We start from the raw sequence: 20,610 nt of genomic DNA on the forward strand, positions 1-20,610 counted from the left end.
GCCTACTCCGCCATCTTGGGTTCGGTGACGCCATCTTCGGCCGCAGCGCTCACGCTGGTCGCCGCGGTGCGTTTCTCTTTTGACGACTCCCACCAGGCGTTGAAGGTGCCGACGATGCCCTTCGGCAACAGCAGCGTCACCAGGATGAACAGCGCGCCCAACATGAACAGCCAGTAGGGCGCGAGCATGCCCGAGGTGAAGAACGTTTTTGCGTAGTTGACGACGACGGCGCCGAGTGCCGCGCCGATCAGCGTACCGCGGCCGCCGACCGCGACCCAGATCACCGCCTCGATCGAATTGCCGGGTGCGAATTCGCTCGGGTTGATGATGCCGACCTGGGGCACGTAGAGCGCACCGGCAACGCCGGCCATGCAGGCTGACAACGTGAACACGAACAGCTTGTAGGATTCGACGCGGTAGCCGAGGAACCGGCTGCGCGATTCCGCGTCGCGGATTGCGATCAGAACCTTGCCGAGCTTGGAGGACACGACGGAGCGGCAGATCAGGAAGCTCAGGATCAGCGCCAGGCAGCTCAGCGCAAACAGCGCGGCACGGGTGCCCTCGGCCTGCACGTTGAAGCCGAGGATGTCCTTGAAGTCGGTCAGGCCGTTGTTGCCGCCGAAGCCGAAATCGTTGCGGAAGAAGGCCAGCAGCAGCGCATAGGTCATCGCCTGCGTGATGATCGACAGGTACACGCCGGTGACGCGGGAGCGGAAGGCGAGCCAGCCGAAGCAGAACGCAAGCAGGCCGGGCACGACCAGCACCATCAGTGCCGCGAACCAGAACATGTCGAAGCCGTACCAGTACCAGGGCAGCTTCGAATAGTTCAGGAACACCATGAAATCGGGCAGGATCGGGTTGCCGTAGACGCCGCGGGTGCCGATCTGCCGCATCAGGTACATGCCCATCGCGTAGCCGCCGAGCGCGAAGAAGGCGCCGTGGCCGAGCGAGAGGATGCCGCAATAGCCCCAGATCAGGTCGATCGAGAGCGCGAGGATCGCGTAGCAGACATATTTGCCCCAGAGCGCGACCAGATAGGTCGGCACCTGCAGGACCGAGCCCGCGGGCAGCAGCAGGTTGGAGAGCGGGATGAGGATGCCGCAGGCCGCGACGATGGCGAGAAAGATCGTCGCGCCGCGGTCGAGCGACCTGGTCAGCATGTGGGGGTCATGCTTCCACCGCACGGCCCTTGAGCGCGAACAGGCCGCGCGGCCGCTTTTGAATGAACAGGATGATGAGGACGAGGATCGCGATCTTGCCGAGCACGGCGCCTGCGACCGGCTCCAGGAACTTGTTGGCGATGCCGAGCGTGAAGGCGCCGACCAGCGTGCCCCAGAGATTGCCGACGCCGCCGAACACCACGACCATGAAGCTGTCGATGATGTAGCTCTGGCCGAGATTGGGGCTGACATTGTCGATCTGCGACAGCGCCACGCCCGCGATGCCGGCAATGCCGGAGCCGAGACCGAAGGTCAGCGCGTCGACGCGCGAGGTGGCGATGCCCATCGAGGCCGCCATGCGGCGGTTCTGCGTCACCGCACGCATCTCGAGGCCGAGCGCGGTGTAGCGCAGCATCGCGAGCAGGATGACGAAGACGGCCAGCGTGAAGCAGAGGATCCAGAGCCGGTTATAGGTGATGGTGATCTGGCCGAGCTCGAACGCGCCGCTCATCCAGGAGGGATTGCCGACCTCGCGGTTGGTCGGGCCGAACATGGTTCGAACCGCCTGCTGCAGCACCAGCGACAAGCCCCAGGTCGCCAGCAGCGTCTCCAGCGGACGGCCATAGAGGAAACGGATGATGCTGCGCTCGATCAGCACGCCGATGCCGCCGGCGACGAGGAAGGCGAGCGGCACGGCGATCAAGAGCGAATAATCGAAGAGTACGGGATAGCGGGTGCGGATCACCTCCTGTACCACGAAGGTGGTGTAGGCGCCGATCATCACCATCTCGCCATGGGCCATGTTGATGACGCCCATCACGCCGAAGGTAATGGCGAGCCCGATCGCGGCGAGCAGCAGCACCGAGCCGAGCGAGAGGCCGTACCAGGCATTCTGCACCGTGGACCAGACCGCGAGCGAAGACTGGATCGAGCCGATCGCGCTCGCGGCGGCCTTGGTCACCGAGGCCGGCTGGTCGCCCATGCCTGTCAGCAGCGCCATCGCCTCCTGGTCGCCGCGCGCCTTGAGGGTCGCCACCGCCTCGAGCTTCTCGACCTCGGTGGCGTCCGGCTTGAACAGCAGGATAGCCGCGCGGGCTTCGCCGAGCGCAGCCTTGACCGATTTGTTGGTTTCCTTGGCGAGCGCGCCATCGACTGCCTCGAGCGCGGTCTCCTCATGCGACTTGAAAACGGATTGCGCGGCCTGGAGGCGCGTTCCGACATCCGGCGACTGGAGCGTCAGGCTGCCAAGCGCGGCGTCGACGCTGCGGCGCAGGCGGTTGTTGAGGCGGACCGCACTCGCGCTGTCGGGAACGTTGGCGACGGGCTCGCCGGTCGCGGCATCGATCGACTTGCCGTCGGCACCGGTGACGTAAACCTTCTTGCTGTCAGGGTCGGCCATGAGACGGCCGTCCTGGAGCGCGTTGATGATGGGGAAAGCCAGCTTGTTGCCGCTGCTCGCGACCGCGCCGATTGCCTCTTCCGTATCGGAGTAATCGTCGTTGGCGAATTTGGCGACCGCGTCCTCGAACGGACCGGCAAAGGCCGGCAGTGCGAACGCGATCAGGAATAACGAGAGGACAAAGGTCGAGAGACGAGCGGATAAATTGGTTGGCACTGTGGATCACCCCGGCAGAAGTGGGGAGAAGGCGGCGGAATAGCCGTCTTCTCCCGTCGTGCAATCAAACGTCAGATCCGGATCAGGAGCCGGAGCCGAGGCACTTGTTGGTCTTGGTGTTGAAGTTGCCGCACTTCTTGCCGACCCAGTCGCCGACCAGGTCCTTGGAGCCGTCGAGCTCCTTCGACCAGGCGTCGCCGGCAACGAGGCTCGGGGTCTTCCAGACCACGTCGAACTGGCCGTTACCCTTGATCTCGCCGATGAACACCGGCTTGGTGATGTGGTGGTTCGGCAGCATCTTCGACACGCCGCCGGTCAGGTTCGGCGCCTCGATGCCGGGGAGCGCGTCGATCACCTTGTCCGGATCCGTCGACTTCACCTTCTCGACGGCCTTCACCCACATGTTGAAGCCGATCACGTGCGCCTCCATCGGATCGTTGGTCACGCGCTTCGGGTTCTTGGTGTAGGCCTGCCAATCCTTGATGAACTTCTCGTTCGCCGGGTTCTTGATCGACTCGAAGTAGTTCCAGGCGGCGAGATGGCCGACCAGCGGCTTGGTGTCGATACCGGCGAGCTCTTCCTCACCCACCGAGAACGCGACCACCGGGATGTCCTTGGCCTTGATGCCCTGGTTGCCGAGCTCCTTGTAGAAGGGGACGTTGGCGTCGCCGTTGATGGTCGAGACCACCGCCGTCTTCTTGCCGGCCGAGCCGAACTTCTTGATGTCGGCCACGATCGTCTGCCAGTCGGAATGACCGAACGGCGTGTAGTTGATCATGATGTCTTCCTGGGCGACACCCTTCGACTTCAGGTAGGCTTCCAGGATCTTGTTGGTGGTGCGCGGATAGACGTAGTCGGTGCCCGCGAGCACCCAGCGCTTCACCTTCTCGTCCTTCATCAGATAGTCGACGGCGGGGATCGCCTGCTGGTTCGGCGCAGCACCCGTGTAGAACACGTTGCGCTCGCTCTCCTCGCCCTCGTACTGCACGGGGTAGAACAGGATGTTGTTCAGCTCCTTGAACACCGGGAGCACCGACTTGCGCGACACCGAGGTCCAGCAGCCGAACACGACCGCAACCTTGTCCTTGGTGATCAGCTCGCGAGCCTTTTCGGCGAACAGCGGCCAGTTCGAAGCGGGATCGACGACGACGGCTTCGAGCTTCTTGCCGAGCACGCCGCCCTTCTTGTTCTGCTCGTCGATCAGGAAGAGGACGGTGTCCTTCAGCGTGGTTTCGCTGATGGCCATGGTGCCGGAGAGAGAATGAAGGACGCCGACCTTGATGGTGTCGTCCGCGGCCTTTGCGCCGGTCAATGAAGCCAGACCCATCATCAGTCCGGCGGTCGCGGCGAGAACGCCACGGCGGCTAAATGACGCCGCTATATCGTGAGTGGATTTGTTAAGCATGAGTGTATCATCTCCCTGACGCAGACGTGAAAAAAGACGCTGCGAACGGCCCCACGGCCGCCTGCGATTAACGGAATCGCAAGAACCATGCCATGGGCTGAGCACATGCCAACCTATTGGTCAGGCTAGGTAATTTTGCTGCAATCCAACTTTCGCCGCAGTCCAGCTGCTCAAATCTTGGGCGAACAAAATGTATGCCAATGCGGCAGACAGTTTATTTTTAAGCAAAACAGCAACTCTGTCTAAATTTCCGGCATAACTATTTCTGCACTGCAATCGCGGTTTGAGGCCGCGTTGCCTTGAAACCGCCCCCTGAATGTTCCATATGGACGTTCGAGACCTCTTTCGAATCAAGGGGTCGTAGCGAGCCGCGTGTTCTTAAGCCCTTTCGGGCCTCTGGCTTGCCCCATCCCATCAAGCCATCCGACACCCCAAACACGCAGGTGTCTATTCGACACCCTTATTGCGCGTGCCCCGCTGATTGCGCCGGGCGCCCGCTTTCGACATGGAAAGAACCCATCTTTTGACTTCCTTTCAGGACTTCGGCCTTGCCGAACCCATCGCGCGTGCTCTCGCCGAAGAGAATTACGTCACTCCCACCCCCATCCAGGCCCAGACGATTCCCACGGCGCTGACCGGCCGCGACGTCGTCGGCATCGCCCAGACCGGCACCGGCAAGACCGCGTCCTTCGCGCTGCCGATCCTGCACCGCCTGCTGGAGAACCGCATCAAGCCGCAGCCGAAGACCTGCCGGGTGCTGGTGCTCTCGCCCACCCGCGAGCTGTCCGGCCAGATCCTCGATAGCTTCAACGCCTACGGCCGCCACATCCGCCTGTCCTCGACACTGGCCATCGGCGGCGTGCCGATGGGCCGCCAGGTTCGCGCGCTGATGCCTGGCCTCGATGTCTTGGTGGCGACCCCCGGGCGGCTGCTGGACCTCGTGCAGAGCAACGGGCTGAAGCTTGGAAGCGTCGAATTCCTCGTGCTCGACGAGGCCGACCGCATGCTCGACATGGGCTTCATCAACGACATCCGCAAAATCGTCGCCAAGCTGCCGATCAAGCGGCAGACGCTGTTCTTCTCGGCCACCATGCCGAAGGACATCGCCGAGCTCGCCGACGCGATGCTGCGGGACCCCGCCCGCGTTGCGGTCACCCCGGTGTCCTCGACCGCCGAGCGGATCAACCAGCGCATCATCCAGGTCGATTTCTCCGCCAAGCCCGCCTTCCTGACCAAGCTCCTGAAGGACGAGCCGGTCAATCGCGCGCTGGTCTTCACCCGCACCAAGCATGGTGCCGACAAGGTCGTGAAGACACTCGAGAAGGCTGGCATCGCCGCCAGCGCCATCCATGGCAACAAGTCACAGAACCATCGCGAGCGGACGCTCGCCCAGTTCCGTTCCGGCGAGATCCGCACCCTGGTCGCCACCGACATCGCCGCCCGCGGTATCGATGTCGACGGCATCAGCCACGTCATCAATTTCGACCTGCCGAACGTACCCGAGACCTATGTGCACCGTATCGGTCGCACCGCGCGCGCCGGTGCCGACGGTACCGCGATCTCGCTGGTCGCCGGCGGCGAGGAACTCAGCTATCTCCGCGACATCGAGCGACTGATCAAGGTGGCGCTGCCGCGCGAGGATCTCCGCACCGATGCGGGGCGCCGCGATGCGGGTCCGCCCCCGCCGCAGCAACGACAGGGCCGGCCGGGCCGCCCGGGCCAGCGTCCGCACGGCGCAAGGCATGGTGAGGGACGTCACACTGACGGACGACGCACCGACGAAAGGCATGCCGACGGACGCCACCATAGCGCCGCCAAGCAGGGCGATGGACGGCCCGGTGAAGGCCGGCACGGCGACGGACGGCATGTTGAGGGAAGGCATGCTGAAGGAAGGCCCGGCAACGGCCCGAAGGCCTCGAAAGGGTCTCGTCGCCGCCGCTCCGGTGGCAAGATGCATTCTTCCCCAACCGACCGGTCGGAACAGCGTCCTGCGCATAGCGCCGGCAAGCCCGATGGGATACAAGGCGTGGCCTTTTTACGCCGCGAGAGTCGGCCGAACGGCCAACCGACCCGCAAACCCTTTTCGCACTAGCCGTCCACGACCTGGAGAAATTCATGGCTAAGGAAGAGCTGATCCAGTTCGAAGGACTGGTCACCGAAATCCTCCCCGACGCGCGCTACCGCGTGCAACTCGACGCCGGGCACGAGATCGTCGCCTACACCGCCGGCAAGATGAAGAAGAACCGCATCAAGACGCTGGCGGGTGACCGCGTGACCGTGGAAATGTCGCCCTACGACCTCGAGAAGGGCCGGCTGATTTTCCGCCACAAGGACGAACGTCCGAGTGGCGTGGGCGGGCCTCCCCGTCCCGGACAGCGCGGTGGCCAGTTCCGCCGCCGCTGATCCGCTTCCAGCATCTCGGCTGCGAAAGTAAAATTCTGACCTGTATGCTGATCCGCCGTGTCGATCGCGGCGGATCAAAAAATCGTGCACGTCAGGATTGTTTTGGTGCCTTAATTCCAATAAAATCAGCCCATCGATTTTCGGCCGGACGACATTGGCATCCACCGGTACAGCCGGTTCAGACACGCTGACGACCCTTCCAGAAACTCGATCTAACCCGCCTGCGAAAGTAGGCTTCGACACTGCACATCTGAGAAGGAACTACCCCGTGAGCATGGGAACCGTGAAGTGGTTTAACGCGACCAAGGGCTTTGGCTTCATCCAGCCCGACGATGGCGGCCAGGACGTCTTCGTGCACATCAGCGCCGTCGAGCGCGCCGGTCTCGGCACGCTGCGTGAAGGTCAGAAGGTCTCTTACGAGATCGTGGCCGACCGTCGTTCCGGCAAGTCGGCAGCGGACAACCTCCGCTCCGCCGGTTGAGCCCACGGGCCTTTGGCCCGGACGGCTCCAGCGAGCAAGCAAAAGGAAAAGGCCGTGCGCAACGCACGGCCTTTTTTCATGTCCGAAAGAACGGATGGACTCAGCAGGTCGTCCCCGCCGCATCCGCGCTGTCGTAGACGCAACTGACAACACGTCGGTCTTGCCAGTTCGTCCTGCGATCTCGTCTTGCTAGTTCGTTTTGGCGGCAGCGCCTGCGTTGCCGCTGGCGTTGTTGCTCAACGAACCGGCCTGGCTCATCGTGTTGTTGAAGTAGTTGTCGCTGTCGCCGAGCGTCACGCGGCGCTGGCACAGCGGCATGCAGCTGTAGGACTCGCGCTCGACCCCGCGATAGACGGTGACGAGCCGGTCGCTCGGACCTTCGACCTGGATCTGACGGTCGACCAGGATCTCACCGCCCCGGTCGAGCGCGATGAAATTGGTGGCACCATAGCCCTTCCCAGTCACGACGATCATGCCGCCGGGCTGGAGCGTGACGTCGGCGATCAGCGGATTGCCGACCACGATGGTCGCCACCTTGCCGGGCAGCCGGACCAGCTTGGCCTGGTCGACACTGACGGCGATGGTGTCCGCAGTCGCCTCGGCAAGGCTGGCGGCCGGCGATGCCAGCACCGCAGCCGCAACCAGAAGACAAACGCGCGCATGACGGCGCAGCAACTCTTTACGCATACTCTTACCCCCGGGACGTCACAAACCGGCAGAAGCGATTCGATACACAGCGGAGCCGGTGCCCGACCCGGCTAACCTGCCCTTAATTCGTGAACGTTCCGCAAACTCGCCGACTATTGTTTGAACGGACTGTGCGTTTTGCTGCCTCGGAAGATCCCTTACTGGCGGAACGGATAGGCGAGCTGGCCCCCGATCTCCTTCGGCATGGTCGCTTCGTCCTTGCCGTAGTCCTGCGGCAGTTTCCCCTCCGGCATGCGGAAGGTGCCGAACAGCACGTCCCAGATCGGAAACGTCCCGGCAAAATTGGTGTCGCCGCCCTCTTCGAGCGCGGTGTGGTGCCAGCGGTGGAACACCGGCGTCGCCAGCACATATTTGAACGGCCCGAAGGTCCAGTTCAGGTTGGCGTGCACGAAGGCCGAGTGAAAGGTGGTGAACGGACCGAGCCAGATCATGACGTTCGGGGAGATGCCGGCCATCAGCAGCACGACGTCGACGCCGATCGTCCCGAGCATGAGATTGACGGGATGGAAGCGGGCCGCGGAAATCCACCCGATCTCCTCTGACGAATGATGGATGGCGTGGTACTTCCAGAATCCGCCGTCGTGGAACAGCCGGTGCAGCCAGTACAGCATGAAGTCAGACAGCACCAGGAACAGTATCGCCTGTACCCACAGCGGCAACTGCGCCAGCGGGCCATGGCCATTGTCGTAGAAGGCGATCAGGTCGTCGGCGTCGTGGATGTTGAAGACGGCACCGGCACCGACGATCAGAAGTCCGATCCGCATGGTGCGGGCGAACACCGGAACGAAGAACCAGTAGCAGATGTCGGTGAGGATCTCGCGCTTGCGCCACCACGGCGCGCCGGGATTGCAGGCCCAGAAATGCTCGAGCACGGTGAAGACCGCCGCGAGCACGAAGGTGACGGGGACCATCTTCTGGATGGTCTCGCCGAGCATCAAGGCGACTTGCATGGGCAGGCTCGACATCGTCGCCTCTCTTCCAAACTTCTGATCCCGCTTAGGCCTACTCCCCGAAATTTAAGGGAGGGTGAAGTCCACGGCGCGCTTGGGACGCATTTGGAACAGGAAGAATTTCGATTGCGTCCTTAAGGCCAAATTCACTCTGGGCAAAAGCATCGGGCTGGAAGCCGGTTTGCCCGATCGAATTAACTCTACCGAAAGAGCTCGGATCTCATGTTTATCGCGTCAAGCACAGCGCCGAACGAGGCGATCACACCCCAGACGGAGTTTAGTTCATGAAGAACCTGATTGCGCGTTTCGCGAAGGATGAATCCGGCGCCACCGCCATCGAATACGGCCTGATTGCCGCCGGCATCGCGCTGGCCATCATCACCGTCGTCAACAACCTCGGCAGCTCGCTGAACACCAAGTTCGGCTCGATCAGCTCCTCGCTGAAGTAAGCAACCGACCAACGACGGCAAAAGCCCCGGACCTCCGGGGCCTTTGTTTTTCTGAATGCGGCGAGTTCCAGTGGCGTTACGCGAGTACAGAACCGAAGCCGCGGTTGCGGCGAGCGAGGCGGAGGCGGCCTGGACCTCTTCGCCGGCGTACTGGGTTTGCCTTGCACTGCTGCTCGCGACGGCCGTCCTCGCCGCGCGCATCGCCAGCATCTGGTGAGTGCGCCTCCGGCAGGTCCCCGCTCGCGGCGTCGCTGCCGCCGTTGTCGGTTTGTTTAGCACTGCCGGCTAGCATGCGGCGACACTCCGATCCCGCGATGAACCCAAGCTCAAGACGCCGCCCATGATCCTCGACCTTGCGCGCCTTCTGCTCTTCCCGGCCCTGATGGCCTTCGCCGCCGCGAGCGATCTCTTCACGATGACCATCTCGAACCGCGTGTCGCTGGCGCTGATCGCGGGCTTCTTCGTGCTCGCGTTCGCCGGTGGCATGGCACCTTACGAGATGCTGAGCCATGTCGGCGCCGGCGCACTGCTCCTCGTCGTGGCCTTCGGCTGCTTTGCGATGGGCTGGATGGGCGGCGGTGACGCCAAGGTCGCGGCTTCGGTCGCGCTCTGGTTCGGCTTCGCGCAATTGATGGATTTCCTGCTCTACGCCTCGCTGTTCGGCGGAGCGCTGACGCTGCTCCTGCTCCAGTTCCGGCAATGGCCATTGCCGTACGGGCTGGCGGGCCAGGCCTGGCTGGCACGGCTGCACGACAAGGAGAGCGGCATTCCTTACGGCATCGCGCTCACGCTCGGCGCGCTGATGGTCTATCCGGAGACCGAATGGGTGAAGGCGATCGACCTCGCTCACCTCGCACTGCGCTGAACGCACCGGGTAAGCTGGCGTTAAGCCGATTTAGATACGCCTCATTAACCATGCTTTGACGAATAGCTGGTCAACTGCCGATTACGGCGGCGGCTGCGTCGCGGCGTTTTGTGGAAAGTGAAGCGTATGAATAGGGCACGCATTGTCGTCCTGACGGTCGCCATCTGCGCCGGCGGTGTCGCCGCGTACCTGGCGAGCGGCTCGGACTCTGCGCCGCCACCGGCGGCTCCGGTCGCACAGCTTCCGACCGTCGACGTCCTGGTCGCCAAGAACGACATCGGCCTCGGCCAGACCGTGAAGCCGGAAGACGTGCAATGGCAGACCTGGCCGGCTGCGACCGCGAGCTCCACCTTCATCCGCCGCAACGAGCGCCCCGAGGGCGCAACCCAGGTCATCGGCGCGATCGCCCGCGCGCCCTTCATCCAGGGCGAGCCGATCCGCGACCAGAAGCTGGTCAGGGCCGAGGGCTCCGGCTTCATGGCGGCGATCCTGCCGACCGGCATGCGCGCGATCTCGACCGAGATCTCGCCGGAGACCGGCGCGGGCGGCTTCATCCTGCCCAACGACCGCGTCGACGTGCTGCTGACGCGCCGTCTCAAGAACGCCGACCAGGGCGCCGGCGCCCAGGACATCGTCACGTCCGAGATCATCCTGGCCAATATCCGCGTGCTGGCCATCGACCAGGCGCCGAAGGAAAAGGACGGCCAGAACACCGTGGTGGGCAGGACCGTCACGCTCGAGCTCAATCCCGCGCAGACGGCGACGCTCTCCGCGGCCCGGCAGAGCGGCACGCTGTCGCTGGCGCTGCGCAGCATCGCCGACGTCAAGATGAGCGAGATCACGCTCGATGATTCCGCGAAGCGCGATGGCGTTTCGATCATTCGCTACGGCATTCCAAGCGCGACGGCGAAGGCACGATGAGGACTGTCGATATGAAATGCAGGGCAGATTTGGCGACGATGCGAACCTCGATGGTCCGTGCCCTGTCGTTTTCGGCCGCCTTCGCGCTGACGCTCAACCCGGTGCTCACCCCGGCGATCGCCGCCGACTACCGCCCCGTGGCGCAGGTCGCGGCCGACGGCCAGATGAACGCACGCTTCCTCTCTCTCGGCGTCGGCAAGTCGATCGTGATCGACCTGCCGCGCGACATCAAGGACGTGCTCGTCGCCGATCCCAAGATCGCCAATGCGGTGGTCCGCTCGTCGCAGCGCGCCTACATCATCGGCGCCTCGGTCGGCCAGACCAACATCGTGTTCTTCGATTCCGCTGGTCAGCAGATCGCGGCCTATGACATCGCGGTCAAGCGCGACCTCAACGGCCTGCGTGCCGCGCTCAAGCAGATCCTGCCGAACTCCGACATCCAGATCGACGGCCTCGGCGACGGTGTCGTCCTGACCGGCTCGGCGGCGAACCCGCTGGAAGCGCAGCAGGCCAATGATCTCGCCGCGCGCCTCGCCGGCGGCGCCGACAAGGTGGTGAACTCGATCGTGGTCCGCGGCCGCGACCAGGTCATGCTGAAGGTGACCGTCGCCGAAGTCGCGCGCACCATCGTCAAGCAGCTTGGCATCGATCTCACCGCGAACCTGAACTACGGCACCTCGGTGGTGAGCTTCACCAACTCCAACCCCTTCACGGCTCTCGGCAAGAATCTGGTCGACGGCAACGCTCTGACCACGAAGTTCGGCGCGACGCCGTCGGTGCAGGCCACCCTGCGCGCGATGGAGAGCGCCGGCGTGATCCGGACGCTGGCCGAGCCGAACCTGACCGCGATCTCCGGTGAGTCCGCGACCTTCATCGCCGGCGGCGAATTCCCGGTGCCGGCGGGTTATGCGTGCGATCCCACCACGCATGTCTGTACCACCCAGATCAGCTTCAAGAAGTTCGGTATCTCGCTCAACTTCACCCCCATCGTGCTGAGCGAGGGCAAGATCAGCCTGCGTGTAATGACCGAGGTCTCGGAACTGTCGAACGAAAATTCGATCACGCTGTCGCAGGCCGTGACCTCGAACTCGGTGAACTCGCTGACGGTGCCCTCGATCAAGACCCGCCGCGCCGAGACCTCGCTGGAAATTCCCTCCGGCGGCGCGATGGCCATGGCCGGCCTGATCCAGCAGCAGACCAAGCAGGCGATCAGCGGGTTGCCGGGACTGATGCAGCTCCCGATCCTCGGCACGCTGTTCCGCAGCCGCGACTTCGTCAACAACGCGACCGAGCTGGTGGTGATCGTGACACCTTATGTCGTCCGCGCGGCGTCGCCAAAGGACCTGTCGCGGCCGGATGACGGCTTCGCCGCGCCCGCGGATCCGCAGGCCGAGCTGATCGGCAATATCAACCGCATCTACGGCGTGCCCGGCCGGACCGAACCGGCCAAGAACTACCGCGGCACCTACGGCTTCATTACCGACTGAGGCGGAACGGGGATTTCACGATGATCACAGCACCACCCCAGATTCGCAAACGCGCCATCCGTTTCGGTGGCGCGCTCGTCGGCATGGCGCTCGTCCTCGGCGGCTGCCAGCATAACGAAGCAGTCACGGCCTCCATCCCCGACGATTACAAGCAGCGCCATCCGATCGCGATCGAGGAGCAGAACCGCTCGATCGTCGTCTTCGTCGGCCATGCCCGCGGCGGATTGACCGCCGCCCAGCGCGCCGACGTGATGGGCGTCGCCTCGGCCTGGCTGCACGAAGGCACCGGCGCCATCCGCATCGACGTGCCGTCCGGTACGCCCAACGCGCGTCCGGTCGCGGACACGATGCGCGAGATCCAGGCGATGCTGGCGGGCGCGGGCGTTCCGCCGCGCGGTGTCAACGTTCGCCCCTACCAGCCGGAAGACAGGCGCTTCCTGCCGCCGATCCGGCTCACCTATTCCAAGATCGCCGCGATCGCCGGTCCCTGCGGCCTGTGGCCGGACGACATCGGCCCCTCGATGAAGAACAAGAGCTGGTTCGAGAACAAGGACTATTACAATTACGGCTGCGCCTATCAGCGCAACATGGCGGCGATGATCGACAATCCGTCGGACCTCGAGCAGCCGCGGCCTGAAACTCCGTCCTATACGGCGCGTCGCATCACGGCGTTCGAGAAGTATCGCAAGGGAACGACGACGGCGACCATCTATCCTGAGGCCGAAAAGGCCAAACTCAGCGACACCGGCAAATGATCAGCTACGCTCGCCAAACTCAAGAAGAGCAGCCCGAGGCGCCGACGCCGGTCGAGGAACATATTGCTCCCTCGCCGCGCGTGTCGGTCCAGGCTTTCTGCGAGACCGTCGAGACCGCTGCCGCGGTGCAGTCGGCCGGCGAAGACCGTCGTCTCGGCAAGGCCCATCTGAAGATCCAGATGGGTGGCATGGCGGCGGCGATCGAAGCCTACCGCTCGGCGCCGACGCCGAACGTGATCGTGCTCGAGAGCGACGGCCGCAACGATCTCCTGACCGGCCTCGACCATCTCGCCACGGTCTGCGACGCCGGCACCCGCGTGGTCGTGATCGGCCGCATCAACGACGTCACGCTCTACCGCGAGCTGGTGCGCCGCGGCGTCAGCGACTACGTGCTCGCGCCGGTCGGCGCGATCGACGTCGTGCGCTCGATCTGCAACCTGTTCTCGGCGCCCGAAGCCAAGGCGGTCGGCCGCATCATTGCCGTGGTCGGTGCCAAGGGCGGCGTCGGCGCGTCCACCATCTCCCACAACGTCGCCTGGGCGATTGCGCGCGACCTCGCAATGGACTCGGTCGTCGCCGATCTCGACCTCGCCTTCGGCACCGCCGGGCTCGACTACAACCAGGACCCGCCGCAAGGCATTGCCGATGCCGTGTTCTCGCCGGATCGCGTCGACACCGCCTTCATCGACCGCCTGCTGTCGAAATGCACCGACCATCTCAGCCTGCTGGCGGCGCCGGCGACGCTCGACCGGGTCTATGATTTTGGCACCGACGCCTTCGATGCCGTGTTCGACACGCTGCGCTCCACCATGCCCTGCATCGTGCTCGACGTTCCGCATCAATGGTCGGGCTGGACCAAGCGCGCCCTGATCGGGGCGGACGACATCCTGATCGTGGCGGCGCCTGACCTCGCCAATCTGCGCAACACCAAGAACCTGTTCGATCTGCTGAAGGCCTCGCGCCCCAACGATCGGCCCCCGCTCTACTGCCTGAACCAGGTCGGCGTCCCGAAACGGCCCGAAATCGCCGCCGCCGAGTTCGCCAAGGCGATCGAGAGCCAGCCGGTCGTCTCGATCCCGTTCGAACCGCAGATCTTCGGCTCGGCCGCCAACAACGGCCAGATGATCGCGGAGATCTCCGCCAACCACAAATCGATCGAGATGTTCCTTCAGATCGCCCAGCGCCTGACCGGCCGCAGCGAGACGAAGAAGCAAAAGTCGTCCTTGCTTTCACCCCTGATTGACAAGTTGCGGGGAAAATAAGCCGCCGCATGGAGTTGTTAAGTGTTCGGTAAGCGTAGCGGAACAGACACCGATACTCGGGCTCCCAAGCCCGGCGCCGTGTCGCCAGAGCCTGCCCAGGCTCCGGCGCCCGCGGTGTCGCGCGCGCCGCCCCCGCCGGCCGTCGCCTCGCCGCCGCTCGCCCCCGCGCGGCCGGCGCCGGCCATGGAATCCCGCCGCTCGGACAATTACTACGAGGTCAAGGCGACGATCTTCGGTGCGCTGATCGAGGCCATCGACCTCGCCCAGCTCGCCAAGCTCGACTCCGAGTCCGCGCGCGAGGAAATCCGCGACATCGTCAACGAGATCATCGCGATCAAGAACATCGTGATGTCGATCGCCGAGCAGGAAGAGCTGCTCGACGATATCTGCAACGACGTTCTCGGCTACGGCCCGCTGGAGCCTCTGCTGTCGCGCGACGACATCGCCGACATCATGGTCAACGGCGCGGACACCGTCTACATCGAGGTCGCCGGCAAGATCCAGCGCACCGGCATCCGCTTCCGCGACAACCAGCAGCTCCTCAACATCTGCCAGCGCATCGTCAGCCAGGTCGGCCGGCGCGTCGACGAATCCTCGCCGATCTGCGACGCGCGCCTCGCCGACGGCTCCCGCGTCAACGCCATCGTGCCGCCGCTGTCGATCGACGGGCCCACGCTCACCATCCGAAAATTCAAGAAGGACAAGCTGACGCTGGATCAGCTGGTCAGGTTCGGCGCGATCTCGCCGGAGGGCGCGGAAATCCTCCAGATCATCGGCCGCGTCCGCTGCAACGTGCTGATCTCCGGCGGCACCGGCTCCGGCAAGACCACGCTGCTCAACTGCCTGACCAACTACATCGAGCACGACGAGCGCATCATCACCTGCGAGGACGCGGCCGAGCTCCAGCTCCAGCAGCCGCACGTGGTGCGTCTAGAAACCCGCCCGCCCAACATCGAGGGCGAAGGCCAGGTCACCATGCGCGAATTGGTGCGCAACTGCCTGCGTATGCGCCCCGAACGCATCATCGTCGGCGAAGTCCGCGGACCCGAGGCGTTCGACCTGCTCCAGGCGATGAACACCGGCCATGACGGCTCGATGGGCACGCTCCACGCCAACAATCCGCGCGAAGCGCTATCGCGCTGCGAATCCATGATCACGATGGGCGGCTTCTCGCTGCCCTCGCGCACCATCCGCGAGATGATCTGCGCTTCGATCGACGTCATCGTCCAGGCCGCGCGCCTGCGCGACGGCTCGCGCCGCATCACGCACATCACCGAGGTGATGGGCATGGAAGGCGACACCATCATCACCCAGGACATCTTCCTCTACGACATGGTCGGCGAGGACGCCAACGGCAAGATCATCGGTCGGCACCGCTCGACCGGCATCGGCCGCCCGAAATTCTGGGAGCGTGCGCGCTATTACGGCGACGAGAAGCGCCTTGCCGCTGCGCTCGATGCGGCGGAAGTCGCGCCGAAGACATGAGCAGATCGGCGCAGCCATGAACATGCAGGTCCTTGCCCTCGCTTTCCTCGCCACCGCCGCCGTCGGCGGCATCGCCTGGGTGTTCCTTTATCCGCTCCTGTCGGGAGAACGGAAGGCGGAAAACCGCCGCGCCTCGATCGCGCGCGCCGATGCGCCCGCGGCCAAGCAGACCGAAAAGAGCCAGCGGTCGCGCCGCGAGCAGGTCGAGACGTCGCTCAAGGATCTCGAGGCGCGGCGCCAGCAGGAGAAGAGCGTTCCGCTCGGTGTTCGCCTGTCGCAGGCAGGGCTCGACTGGACGCCACAGAAATTCTGGATCGTGTCCGCCGTCGTGGCGGGAATGCTGTTCGCGATCGCCCTGTTCGTCGGCGGCGGCCTGCTTGGCGCCGCCGGTCTTGCCTTTGCCGGCGGCTTCGGCCTGCCACGCTGGGCGCTGGGCTTCCTGAAGAAGCGACGCGAAAACAAGTTCCTGGCGGCGCTGCCCGATGCGGTCGACGTGATCGTTCGCGGCATCAAGGCGGGCCTGCCACTGTTCGAATCGATCAAGGTCGTCGCCGCCGACTCGCCTGAGCCGCTGCGCAGCGAGTTCCTGGCCATCATCGAGACGCAGGCGATCGGCATGCCGCTCGGCGAGGCCTGCTCGCGTCTCTACGAGCGCATGCCGCTGCCGGAAGCCAACTTCTTCGGCATCGTCATCTCGATCCAGCAAAAATCGGGCGGCAACCTCTCCGAAGCGCTCGGCAACCTCTCCAAGGTGCTGCGCGACCGCAAGAAGATGAAGGAAAAGATCCAGGCGATGTCGATGGAGGCCAAGGCCTCGGCCGGCATCATCGGTTCGCTGCCGCCGATCGTGATGTTCCTCGTCTATCTCACGACTCCGCACTACATCTCGCTGCTTTGGACCCATCCGACCGGCCAGCTCATGCTGGTCGGCTGCGTCGTCTGGATGTCGATCGGCATCATGGTGATGAAGAAGATGATCAATTTCGATTTCTGACGGTGCCGTATGGTCGAATTCCTCGTTTCGAAACTGCATGATGTCCGCTTCATGACCATGCTGCTGGCGGCCATCGCCGCCAGCGCCACCGTCTATACGCTGGTGATGCCGCTTTTCGCCGGCGAAGGCCTCGCCAAGCGCATGAAGGCGGTGGCGAGCGAGCGCGAGCGCATCCGCCAGCGCGAGCGCGACCGCCTCAACAAGAGCGAGAAGGTCTCGCTGCGCCAAACGCCGAAGCAGGTCGTCTCCCGGGTCGTCGAGGACTTCAACCTCACCAAATGGCTTGCGCAGGAAGCCGCGCGCGACAAGCTCATCATGGCGGGCTATCGCGGCCAGGCGCCCTACATCACCTTCCTTTTCGCCCGCGCGGTGGCTCCGCTCGTGCTGTTCATCGGCTCGATCATCTACGTGTTTCTGATCGCGCATATGCAGCAGGCGATGCCGATCAAGATCGGCATCTGCATCGGTGCGGCCTATCTCGGCCTTCAGGCGCCCATGCTGTTCCTCAAGAATGCGATTTCCAAGCGCCAGCTATCGATCAAGCGCGCCTTCCCCGATGCGCTCGACCTGCTCCTGATCTGCATCGAATCCGGCATGTCGGTCGAAATGGCGTTCCGGAAGGTCGCCACCGAGATCGTGGGTCAGTCGATCGCGCTGTCCGAGGAGTTCACGCTGACCACGGCCGAGCTGTCCTATTTGCAGGATCGCAAGGTCGCCTATGAGAACCTGGCGCGGCGCACCGGGCTCGAGGGCGTCAAGTCGGTGTGTCTCGCGCTTCAGCAGGCGGAGCGCTACGGCACCCCGCTCGGGCATTCCTTGCGCGTCATGGCGCAGGAAAACCGCGACATGCGCATGAACGAGGCCGAGAAGAAGGCCGCCGCGCTGCCGCCGAAGTTGACGGTGCCGATGATCCTGTTCTTCCTGCCGGTGCTGTTCGTCGTCATTCTCGGACCGACCGGCATCAAGATCAGCGAGCTGCATTGACGGTCAAGACGCGGACCGTGCGCGGTCCGCCGGCAGCTTCAGGATTGCAAGATCAGGGTCTGATCAGTCGGGCTGGCTGAGCGAGGCGACCGGCGTCCGCTTCGGTGCGCCGCGCGGAGCGTCGCTGCGGCTCAGCATTTCCTTCAGGTAAGCGACATTGGCCGCGGCCTGGTCCGGCGGCAGGTCGGCCTTCACGATCGTCTCGGCTTCGGCGAAGCGGCCCTGGAGACCGACGACGAGGCCGAGATTCTGCCGCGCTCGAGTACTGGCGCGCGGCGAGGCGTAGGCCTGCCGCAACGCCTCTTCGGCCTTCGGCAGGTCCTTCGACAACATGTAGGACAGGCCGAGATTGGAGAGCACGCCGGGATCGCCCGGCGCGATCCTCAGCGCGCTCGCATAATAGGAACGCGCCTCGTCGTGGCGGCCCATCTGATCGAGCGCGGTGCCCTGCACCGAGAGCAGGCGCCAGTCCGGATTGTCGGGCGAGTGCGCCTTCGACAGCACGTCAAAGGCCTGCTGAAAATTGCCGTTGTCTGCGAGCGCGCGGCCATACTGCGCGAGCAGCGCCTTGTTGCCGGGATTGGCGATGGTCGCCTGCTCGAGCACGGCGGCGGCCTGGGCGCGCTGGCCGTTGGCGCGCAAGGCCTGGCCGTAGCCGAGCGCCGCGTCGGCGTCCTTGGGATTGGCGCGGTAGCGCTCGCCATAGACCTCGACGGCGCGCGCGGGATCGGCGGTCGCGGCTTCCGTCCGCGGCCCGACAGAGCCGGTGACGTCGGAGAGTTTCGACACGGCCGTGCAGCCGCCGAGGCTCATCGCCACTGCCGCCACCAGCGAAGTGGACGCGAGAAGCCGGGCAAGACTGAACCGTTGACGCATGACGCTTTTGACTCACGAGCGATTGATCGAGCCGAACGTGCCAGCAATAGTCTGTTAACCCTAACAGCGGGTTAACGTCAGCCTGGCTGCCCCTCACGGCGGTGTCTGCGGCGGCGGCTCGCCACCGAGGGCCAGATCGAGACCGAGCACCTTCACCGGCTCGTTCAGGCCGTGCAGCAGCAATTGCAGTCGCCGCCGCGCCTGAGCAACATCGACGCCCGCGCTCGGCATCCCGGGCCATTCGCGCCGGAAGTCGTCGCGGTTGACCAGCCGCTTCGCAAGCAGCTCGTCGAGCTGAACATCGTCAATGCCGAGCACGTCGGCGCAGTGCTCGATCAGGCGGCGCAGCAGCAACTTCACCGCGGCCAGCGCCTCGGCGTCATCCCTGCGCTCCGATCTTGCGAACTTGCCCTCGATATCGGCCCAAGCCCATGAGGTGACGAGATAGGCGTGGAGCGCGCTCGGCCAGTCCACCTCGGCGCCGGCATAGAAAGCGCGGCGCATCAGCAGCCGGCGAGCCTGTGCGGCAACTTGATCACGCTTCAACATCGCACATGAGGCGATCTCGATGGCCGACTGGACCGCGGGATCACGAGAAAAATCCCGTCCTGCCGGCAACCTGATGACGCCGTCCGGCAGGTTCGAGTCGAGCAGCCCGAAGGTGCCGTCGTTGCGCGGCCGCGAATAGCGCGTGATCGCGAACTCGTGCTCCGCGCGGCCGGCCTGGGACGAGGCGCCAAAATGAATGATGTTGAAGCCGGCATCGTCACCGGCCTGCCCGGTCGAGGACGGACAGGAGAGCACGTAGATCGTACGCCAGAAGGCTTCGCCGCTCTCGCTCCGTGTGGCACGCGGATCCGGGATCGAATAACGGGTGAGCCCCTCGACATGCCGGTGTCCGTGCAGGACCAGATTGACGTTGAGCGACGTCGCCGCTTCGAGGAAAGTTGCAGGCGCCGCGAGATACATCAGCGGTTCGTCGGGCACGCCGAGAAACCGCTTTCCTTCGCCGGTCGCCTGCGGCAGCGGATGATGATGCAACGCCAGCACGCGCACCAGGTTTTCCGCCGGCTCGGCATAGTCGGCACGTCCCACGGATCCCATGCTGCCCGCGAGCTCGACGCTCAGCCGGGCGGAACCCGCGACAAGCGCGCTGTAGGCGCTCTCGTCGATATTGCCGCTCGCGAGCGTTGAGAGGCTCGCGCGGTTGGAGTCCAGCAGCACCAGATCGAGGCCGGCCTGGCGGTAATAGACGCTCTTCGAGCTCCGCGGCAGATGCAAATAATCATAGACGTCGTGGCGGCCCGCGCGCTGGCTCGGGCGCTTGACGTCGTGATTGCCCGCGAGCGCCTGGATGTCGGTGAACAGTCCTGTCTGCCGGAAGGACGCGATGACAGCGAGCGCTTCGTCCAGCGCGCGCGGCGTCGGGTCGTCCACGAGATCACCCGTGATCAGCAGAATGCGATCGGGAACGTCCGTAAATTCCGCCATCGCCTCGCGGATTGCGGCACCGAGCGCCTCGGTCGTCGCCAGCAGTCGGCCTGCCCCATCCAGGTGAAGGTCGGAAATCTGCGCAATAACAAACGCTCTATCCATTTTGCGCCGCTCATTTGCGAATGCTGCGCCGCCCAAACGATGAGAAGAATGCTTTCGACGAACAGGTTTGGCCGAATATCAAGCCGGCCCGCCGCGGCTCGATGCCAGCAGAGCCGCACGGCACAATCTAAAATATTCGTCAATAATGCCACAACCGCGGCGCTAGTAAAGCCCCGCGGCCGCGCTCTCGTGAACGGCAGTTCTCAGCATGAGA

Annotated in this window: 20 protein-coding genes; 13 read left to right on the top strand and 7 right to left on the bottom strand. The window is 64.4% G+C overall.

The genetic code is table 11. From position 1 onward, the window contains the following. Positions 1–2: 2 nt before the first annotated feature. The 3 genes from urtC to urtA all read right to left on the bottom strand — a co-directional run bounded on the left by urtC (position 3) and on the right by urtA (position 4,180). Positions 3–1,160 carry an urea ABC transporter permease subunit UrtC gene (urtC, locus tag BJ6T_RS40085; RefSeq protein WP_014498217.1) on the bottom strand — a complete coding sequence of 386 codons (1,158 nt, stop codon included), beginning with the start codon at positions 1,158–1,160 and terminating at the stop codon, positions 3–5. A gap of 7 nt (positions 1,161–1,167) precedes the next feature. Next, a complete protein-coding gene (gene urtB, locus BJ6T_RS40090; protein ID WP_014498218.1) occupies positions 1,168–2,775 on the bottom strand; it encodes an urea ABC transporter permease subunit UrtB in 1,608 nt (535 codons plus the stop codon). Positions 2,776–2,857: 82 nt separating this feature from the next. Beyond that, positions 2,858–4,180, bottom strand: coding sequence for an urea ABC transporter substrate-binding protein (gene urtA / locus BJ6T_RS40095; RefSeq protein WP_028170320.1), 1,323 nt, complete (start codon positions 4,178–4,180; stop codon positions 2,858–2,860). A gap of 505 nt (positions 4,181–4,685) precedes the next feature. Here urtA and BJ6T_RS40100 point away from each other — a divergent pair. The 3 genes from BJ6T_RS40100 (at position 4,686) to BJ6T_RS40110 (ending at position 7,064) form a co-directional block, all read left to right on the top strand. Then, on the top strand, positions 4,686–6,272 hold the full coding sequence (locus BJ6T_RS40100; protein ID WP_028170321.1) for a DEAD/DEAH box helicase: 1,587 nt from the start codon (positions 4,686–4,688) through the stop codon (positions 6,270–6,272). 23 nt (positions 6,273–6,295) lie between these two features. Further along, positions 6,296–6,583: a translation initiation factor IF-1 gene (gene infA, locus BJ6T_RS40105; RefSeq protein ID WP_008131890.1), complete on the top strand. Its 288-nt coding sequence runs from the start codon at positions 6,296–6,298 to the stop codon at positions 6,581–6,583. Between the two features lie 268 nt (positions 6,584–6,851). Beyond that, positions 6,852–7,064 (top strand): cold-shock protein, encoded by a 213-nt coding sequence (locus BJ6T_RS40110; RefSeq protein WP_028170322.1) that lies wholly within the window; start codon positions 6,852–6,854, stop codon positions 7,062–7,064. 189 nt (positions 7,065–7,253) lie between these two features. On the opposite strand, the gene BJ6T_RS40115 is transcribed toward BJ6T_RS40110, so the two are convergent. Together BJ6T_RS40115 and BJ6T_RS40120 are read right to left on the bottom strand one after the other, a co-directional pair. Next, positions 7,254–7,751 (bottom strand): pilus assembly protein N-terminal domain-containing protein, encoded by a 498-nt coding sequence (locus BJ6T_RS40115; RefSeq protein WP_014498222.1) that lies wholly within the window; start codon positions 7,749–7,751, stop codon positions 7,254–7,256. A 158-nt stretch (positions 7,752–7,909) separates the two neighbouring features. Further along, entirely contained in the window at positions 7,910–8,737 is an 828-nt protein-coding gene (locus BJ6T_RS40120) for a sterol desaturase family protein (RefSeq protein WP_014498223.1), read from the bottom strand. 269 nt (positions 8,738–9,006) lie between these two features. Here BJ6T_RS40120 and BJ6T_RS40125 point away from each other — a divergent pair, with 269 nt between their 5' ends. The 10 genes from BJ6T_RS40125 (at position 9,007) to BJ6T_RS40165 (ending at position 17,924) form a co-directional block, all read left to right on the top strand. Then, positions 9,007–9,171, top strand: coding sequence for a Flp family type IVb pilin (locus tag BJ6T_RS40125; protein ID WP_014498224.1), 165 nt, complete (start codon positions 9,007–9,009; stop codon positions 9,169–9,171). 70 nt (positions 9,172–9,241) lie between these two features. Continuing rightward, entirely contained in the window at positions 9,242–9,388 is a 147-nt protein-coding gene (locus tag BJ6T_RS47845) for a hypothetical protein (RefSeq protein ID WP_167541714.1), read from the top strand. A gap of 123 nt (positions 9,389–9,511) precedes the next feature. After that, on the top strand, positions 9,512–10,036 hold the full coding sequence (locus BJ6T_RS40130) for an A24 family peptidase (protein ID WP_014498226.1): 525 nt from the start codon (positions 9,512–9,514) through the stop codon (positions 10,034–10,036). Between the two features lie 126 nt (positions 10,037–10,162). Beyond that, positions 10,163–10,957, top strand: a complete 795-nt coding sequence (cpaB, locus tag BJ6T_RS40135) for a Flp pilus assembly protein CpaB (protein WP_014498227.1) — start codon at positions 10,163–10,165, stop codon at positions 10,955–10,957. An 11-nt stretch (positions 10,958–10,968) separates the two neighbouring features. Next, the gene (locus tag BJ6T_RS40140; RefSeq protein ID WP_028170323.1) at positions 10,969–12,444 is read left to right on the top strand and encodes a type II and III secretion system protein family protein; all 1,476 of its coding nucleotides are present in this window, start codon (positions 10,969–10,971) and stop codon (positions 12,442–12,444) included. Positions 12,445–12,464: 20 nt separating this feature from the next. After that, positions 12,465–13,199 carry a CpaD family pilus assembly protein gene (locus BJ6T_RS40145; protein ID WP_014498229.1) on the top strand — a complete coding sequence of 245 codons (735 nt, stop codon included), beginning with the start codon at positions 12,465–12,467 and terminating at the stop codon, positions 13,197–13,199. Further along, a complete protein-coding gene (locus tag BJ6T_RS40150; protein ID WP_014498230.1) occupies positions 13,196–14,461 on the top strand; it encodes a CpaE/TadZ family protein in 1,266 nt (421 codons plus the stop codon). Before BJ6T_RS40145 ends, BJ6T_RS40150 begins: the two co-directional genes overlap by 4 nt. A gap of 21 nt (positions 14,462–14,482) precedes the next feature. Next, entirely contained in the window at positions 14,483–15,946 is a 1,464-nt protein-coding gene (locus BJ6T_RS40155; protein WP_014498231.1) for a TadA family conjugal transfer-associated ATPase, read from the top strand. A gap of 16 nt (positions 15,947–15,962) precedes the next feature. Then, entirely contained in the window at positions 15,963–16,940 is a 978-nt protein-coding gene (locus BJ6T_RS40160; RefSeq protein WP_014498232.1) for a type II secretion system F family protein, read from the top strand. A 9-nt stretch (positions 16,941–16,949) separates the two neighbouring features. Continuing rightward, the gene (locus tag BJ6T_RS40165; RefSeq protein WP_014498233.1) at positions 16,950–17,924 is read left to right on the top strand and encodes a type II secretion system F family protein; all 975 of its coding nucleotides are present in this window, start codon (positions 16,950–16,952) and stop codon (positions 17,922–17,924) included. A 63-nt stretch (positions 17,925–17,987) separates the two neighbouring features. Here the strand turns inward: BJ6T_RS40165 and BJ6T_RS40170 are convergent, their stop codons facing one another. Beyond that, the gene (locus tag BJ6T_RS40170) at positions 17,988–18,800 is read right to left on the bottom strand and encodes a tetratricopeptide repeat protein (protein WP_028170324.1); all 813 of its coding nucleotides are present in this window, start codon (positions 18,798–18,800) and stop codon (positions 17,988–17,990) included. A 93-nt stretch (positions 18,801–18,893) separates the two neighbouring features. Continuing rightward, positions 18,894–20,396 carry a metallophosphoesterase family protein gene (locus BJ6T_RS40175; RefSeq protein WP_014498235.1) on the bottom strand — a complete coding sequence of 501 codons (1,503 nt, stop codon included), beginning with the start codon at positions 20,394–20,396 and terminating at the stop codon, positions 18,894–18,896. Between the last annotated feature and the right edge of the window lie 214 nt (positions 20,397–20,610).

This window comes from Bradyrhizobium japonicum USDA 6 (genome assembly GCF_000284375.1).
In the GTDB taxonomy this organism is placed as follows: domain Bacteria; phylum Pseudomonadota; class Alphaproteobacteria; order Rhizobiales; family Xanthobacteraceae; genus Bradyrhizobium; species Bradyrhizobium japonicum.

Bases quoted from the DNA above. Each gene is read 5' to 3' on its own strand.
- BJ6T_RS40175 (WP_014498235.1), bottom strand. From the start codon at position 20,396: ATGGATAGAGCGTTTGTTATTGCGCAGATTTCCGACCTTCACCTGGAT.
- BJ6T_RS40150 (WP_014498230.1), top strand. From the start codon at position 13,196: ATGATCAGCTACGCTCGCCAAACTCAAGAAGAGCAGCCCGAGGCGCCG.
- BJ6T_RS40170 (WP_028170324.1), bottom strand. From the start codon at position 18,800: ATGCGTCAACGGTTCAGTCTTGCCCGGCTTCTCGCGTCCACTTCGCTG.
- urtC (WP_014498217.1), bottom strand. From the start codon at position 1,160: ATGCTGACCAGGTCGCTCGACCGCGGCGCGACGATCTTTCTCGCCATC.
- urtA (WP_028170320.1), bottom strand. From the start codon at position 4,180: ATGCTTAACAAATCCACTCACGATATAGCGGCGTCATTTAGCCGCCGT.
- BJ6T_RS40140 (WP_028170323.1), top strand. From the start codon at position 10,969: ATGAAATGCAGGGCAGATTTGGCGACGATGCGAACCTCGATGGTCCGT.
- BJ6T_RS40100 (WP_028170321.1), top strand. From the start codon at position 4,686: ATGGAAAGAACCCATCTTTTGACTTCCTTTCAGGACTTCGGCCTTGCC.
- infA (WP_008131890.1), top strand. From the start codon at position 6,296: ATGGCTAAGGAAGAGCTGATCCAGTTCGAAGGACTGGTCACCGAAATC.
- BJ6T_RS40165 (WP_014498233.1), top strand. From the start codon at position 16,950: ATGGTCGAATTCCTCGTTTCGAAACTGCATGATGTCCGCTTCATGACC.
- BJ6T_RS40120 (WP_014498223.1), bottom strand. From the start codon at position 8,737: ATGTCGAGCCTGCCCATGCAAGTCGCCTTGATGCTCGGCGAGACCATC.
- BJ6T_RS40145 (WP_014498229.1), top strand. From the start codon at position 12,465: ATGATCACAGCACCACCCCAGATTCGCAAACGCGCCATCCGTTTCGGT.
- BJ6T_RS40130 (WP_014498226.1), top strand. From the start codon at position 9,512: ATGATCCTCGACCTTGCGCGCCTTCTGCTCTTCCCGGCCCTGATGGCC.
- BJ6T_RS40125 (WP_014498224.1), top strand. From the start codon at position 9,007: ATGAAGAACCTGATTGCGCGTTTCGCGAAGGATGAATCCGGCGCCACC.
- cpaB (WP_014498227.1), top strand. From the start codon at position 10,163: ATGAATAGGGCACGCATTGTCGTCCTGACGGTCGCCATCTGCGCCGGC.
- BJ6T_RS40160 (WP_014498232.1), top strand. From the start codon at position 15,963: ATGAACATGCAGGTCCTTGCCCTCGCTTTCCTCGCCACCGCCGCCGTC.
- BJ6T_RS40115 (WP_014498222.1), bottom strand. From the start codon at position 7,751: ATGCGTAAAGAGTTGCTGCGCCGTCATGCGCGCGTTTGTCTTCTGGTT.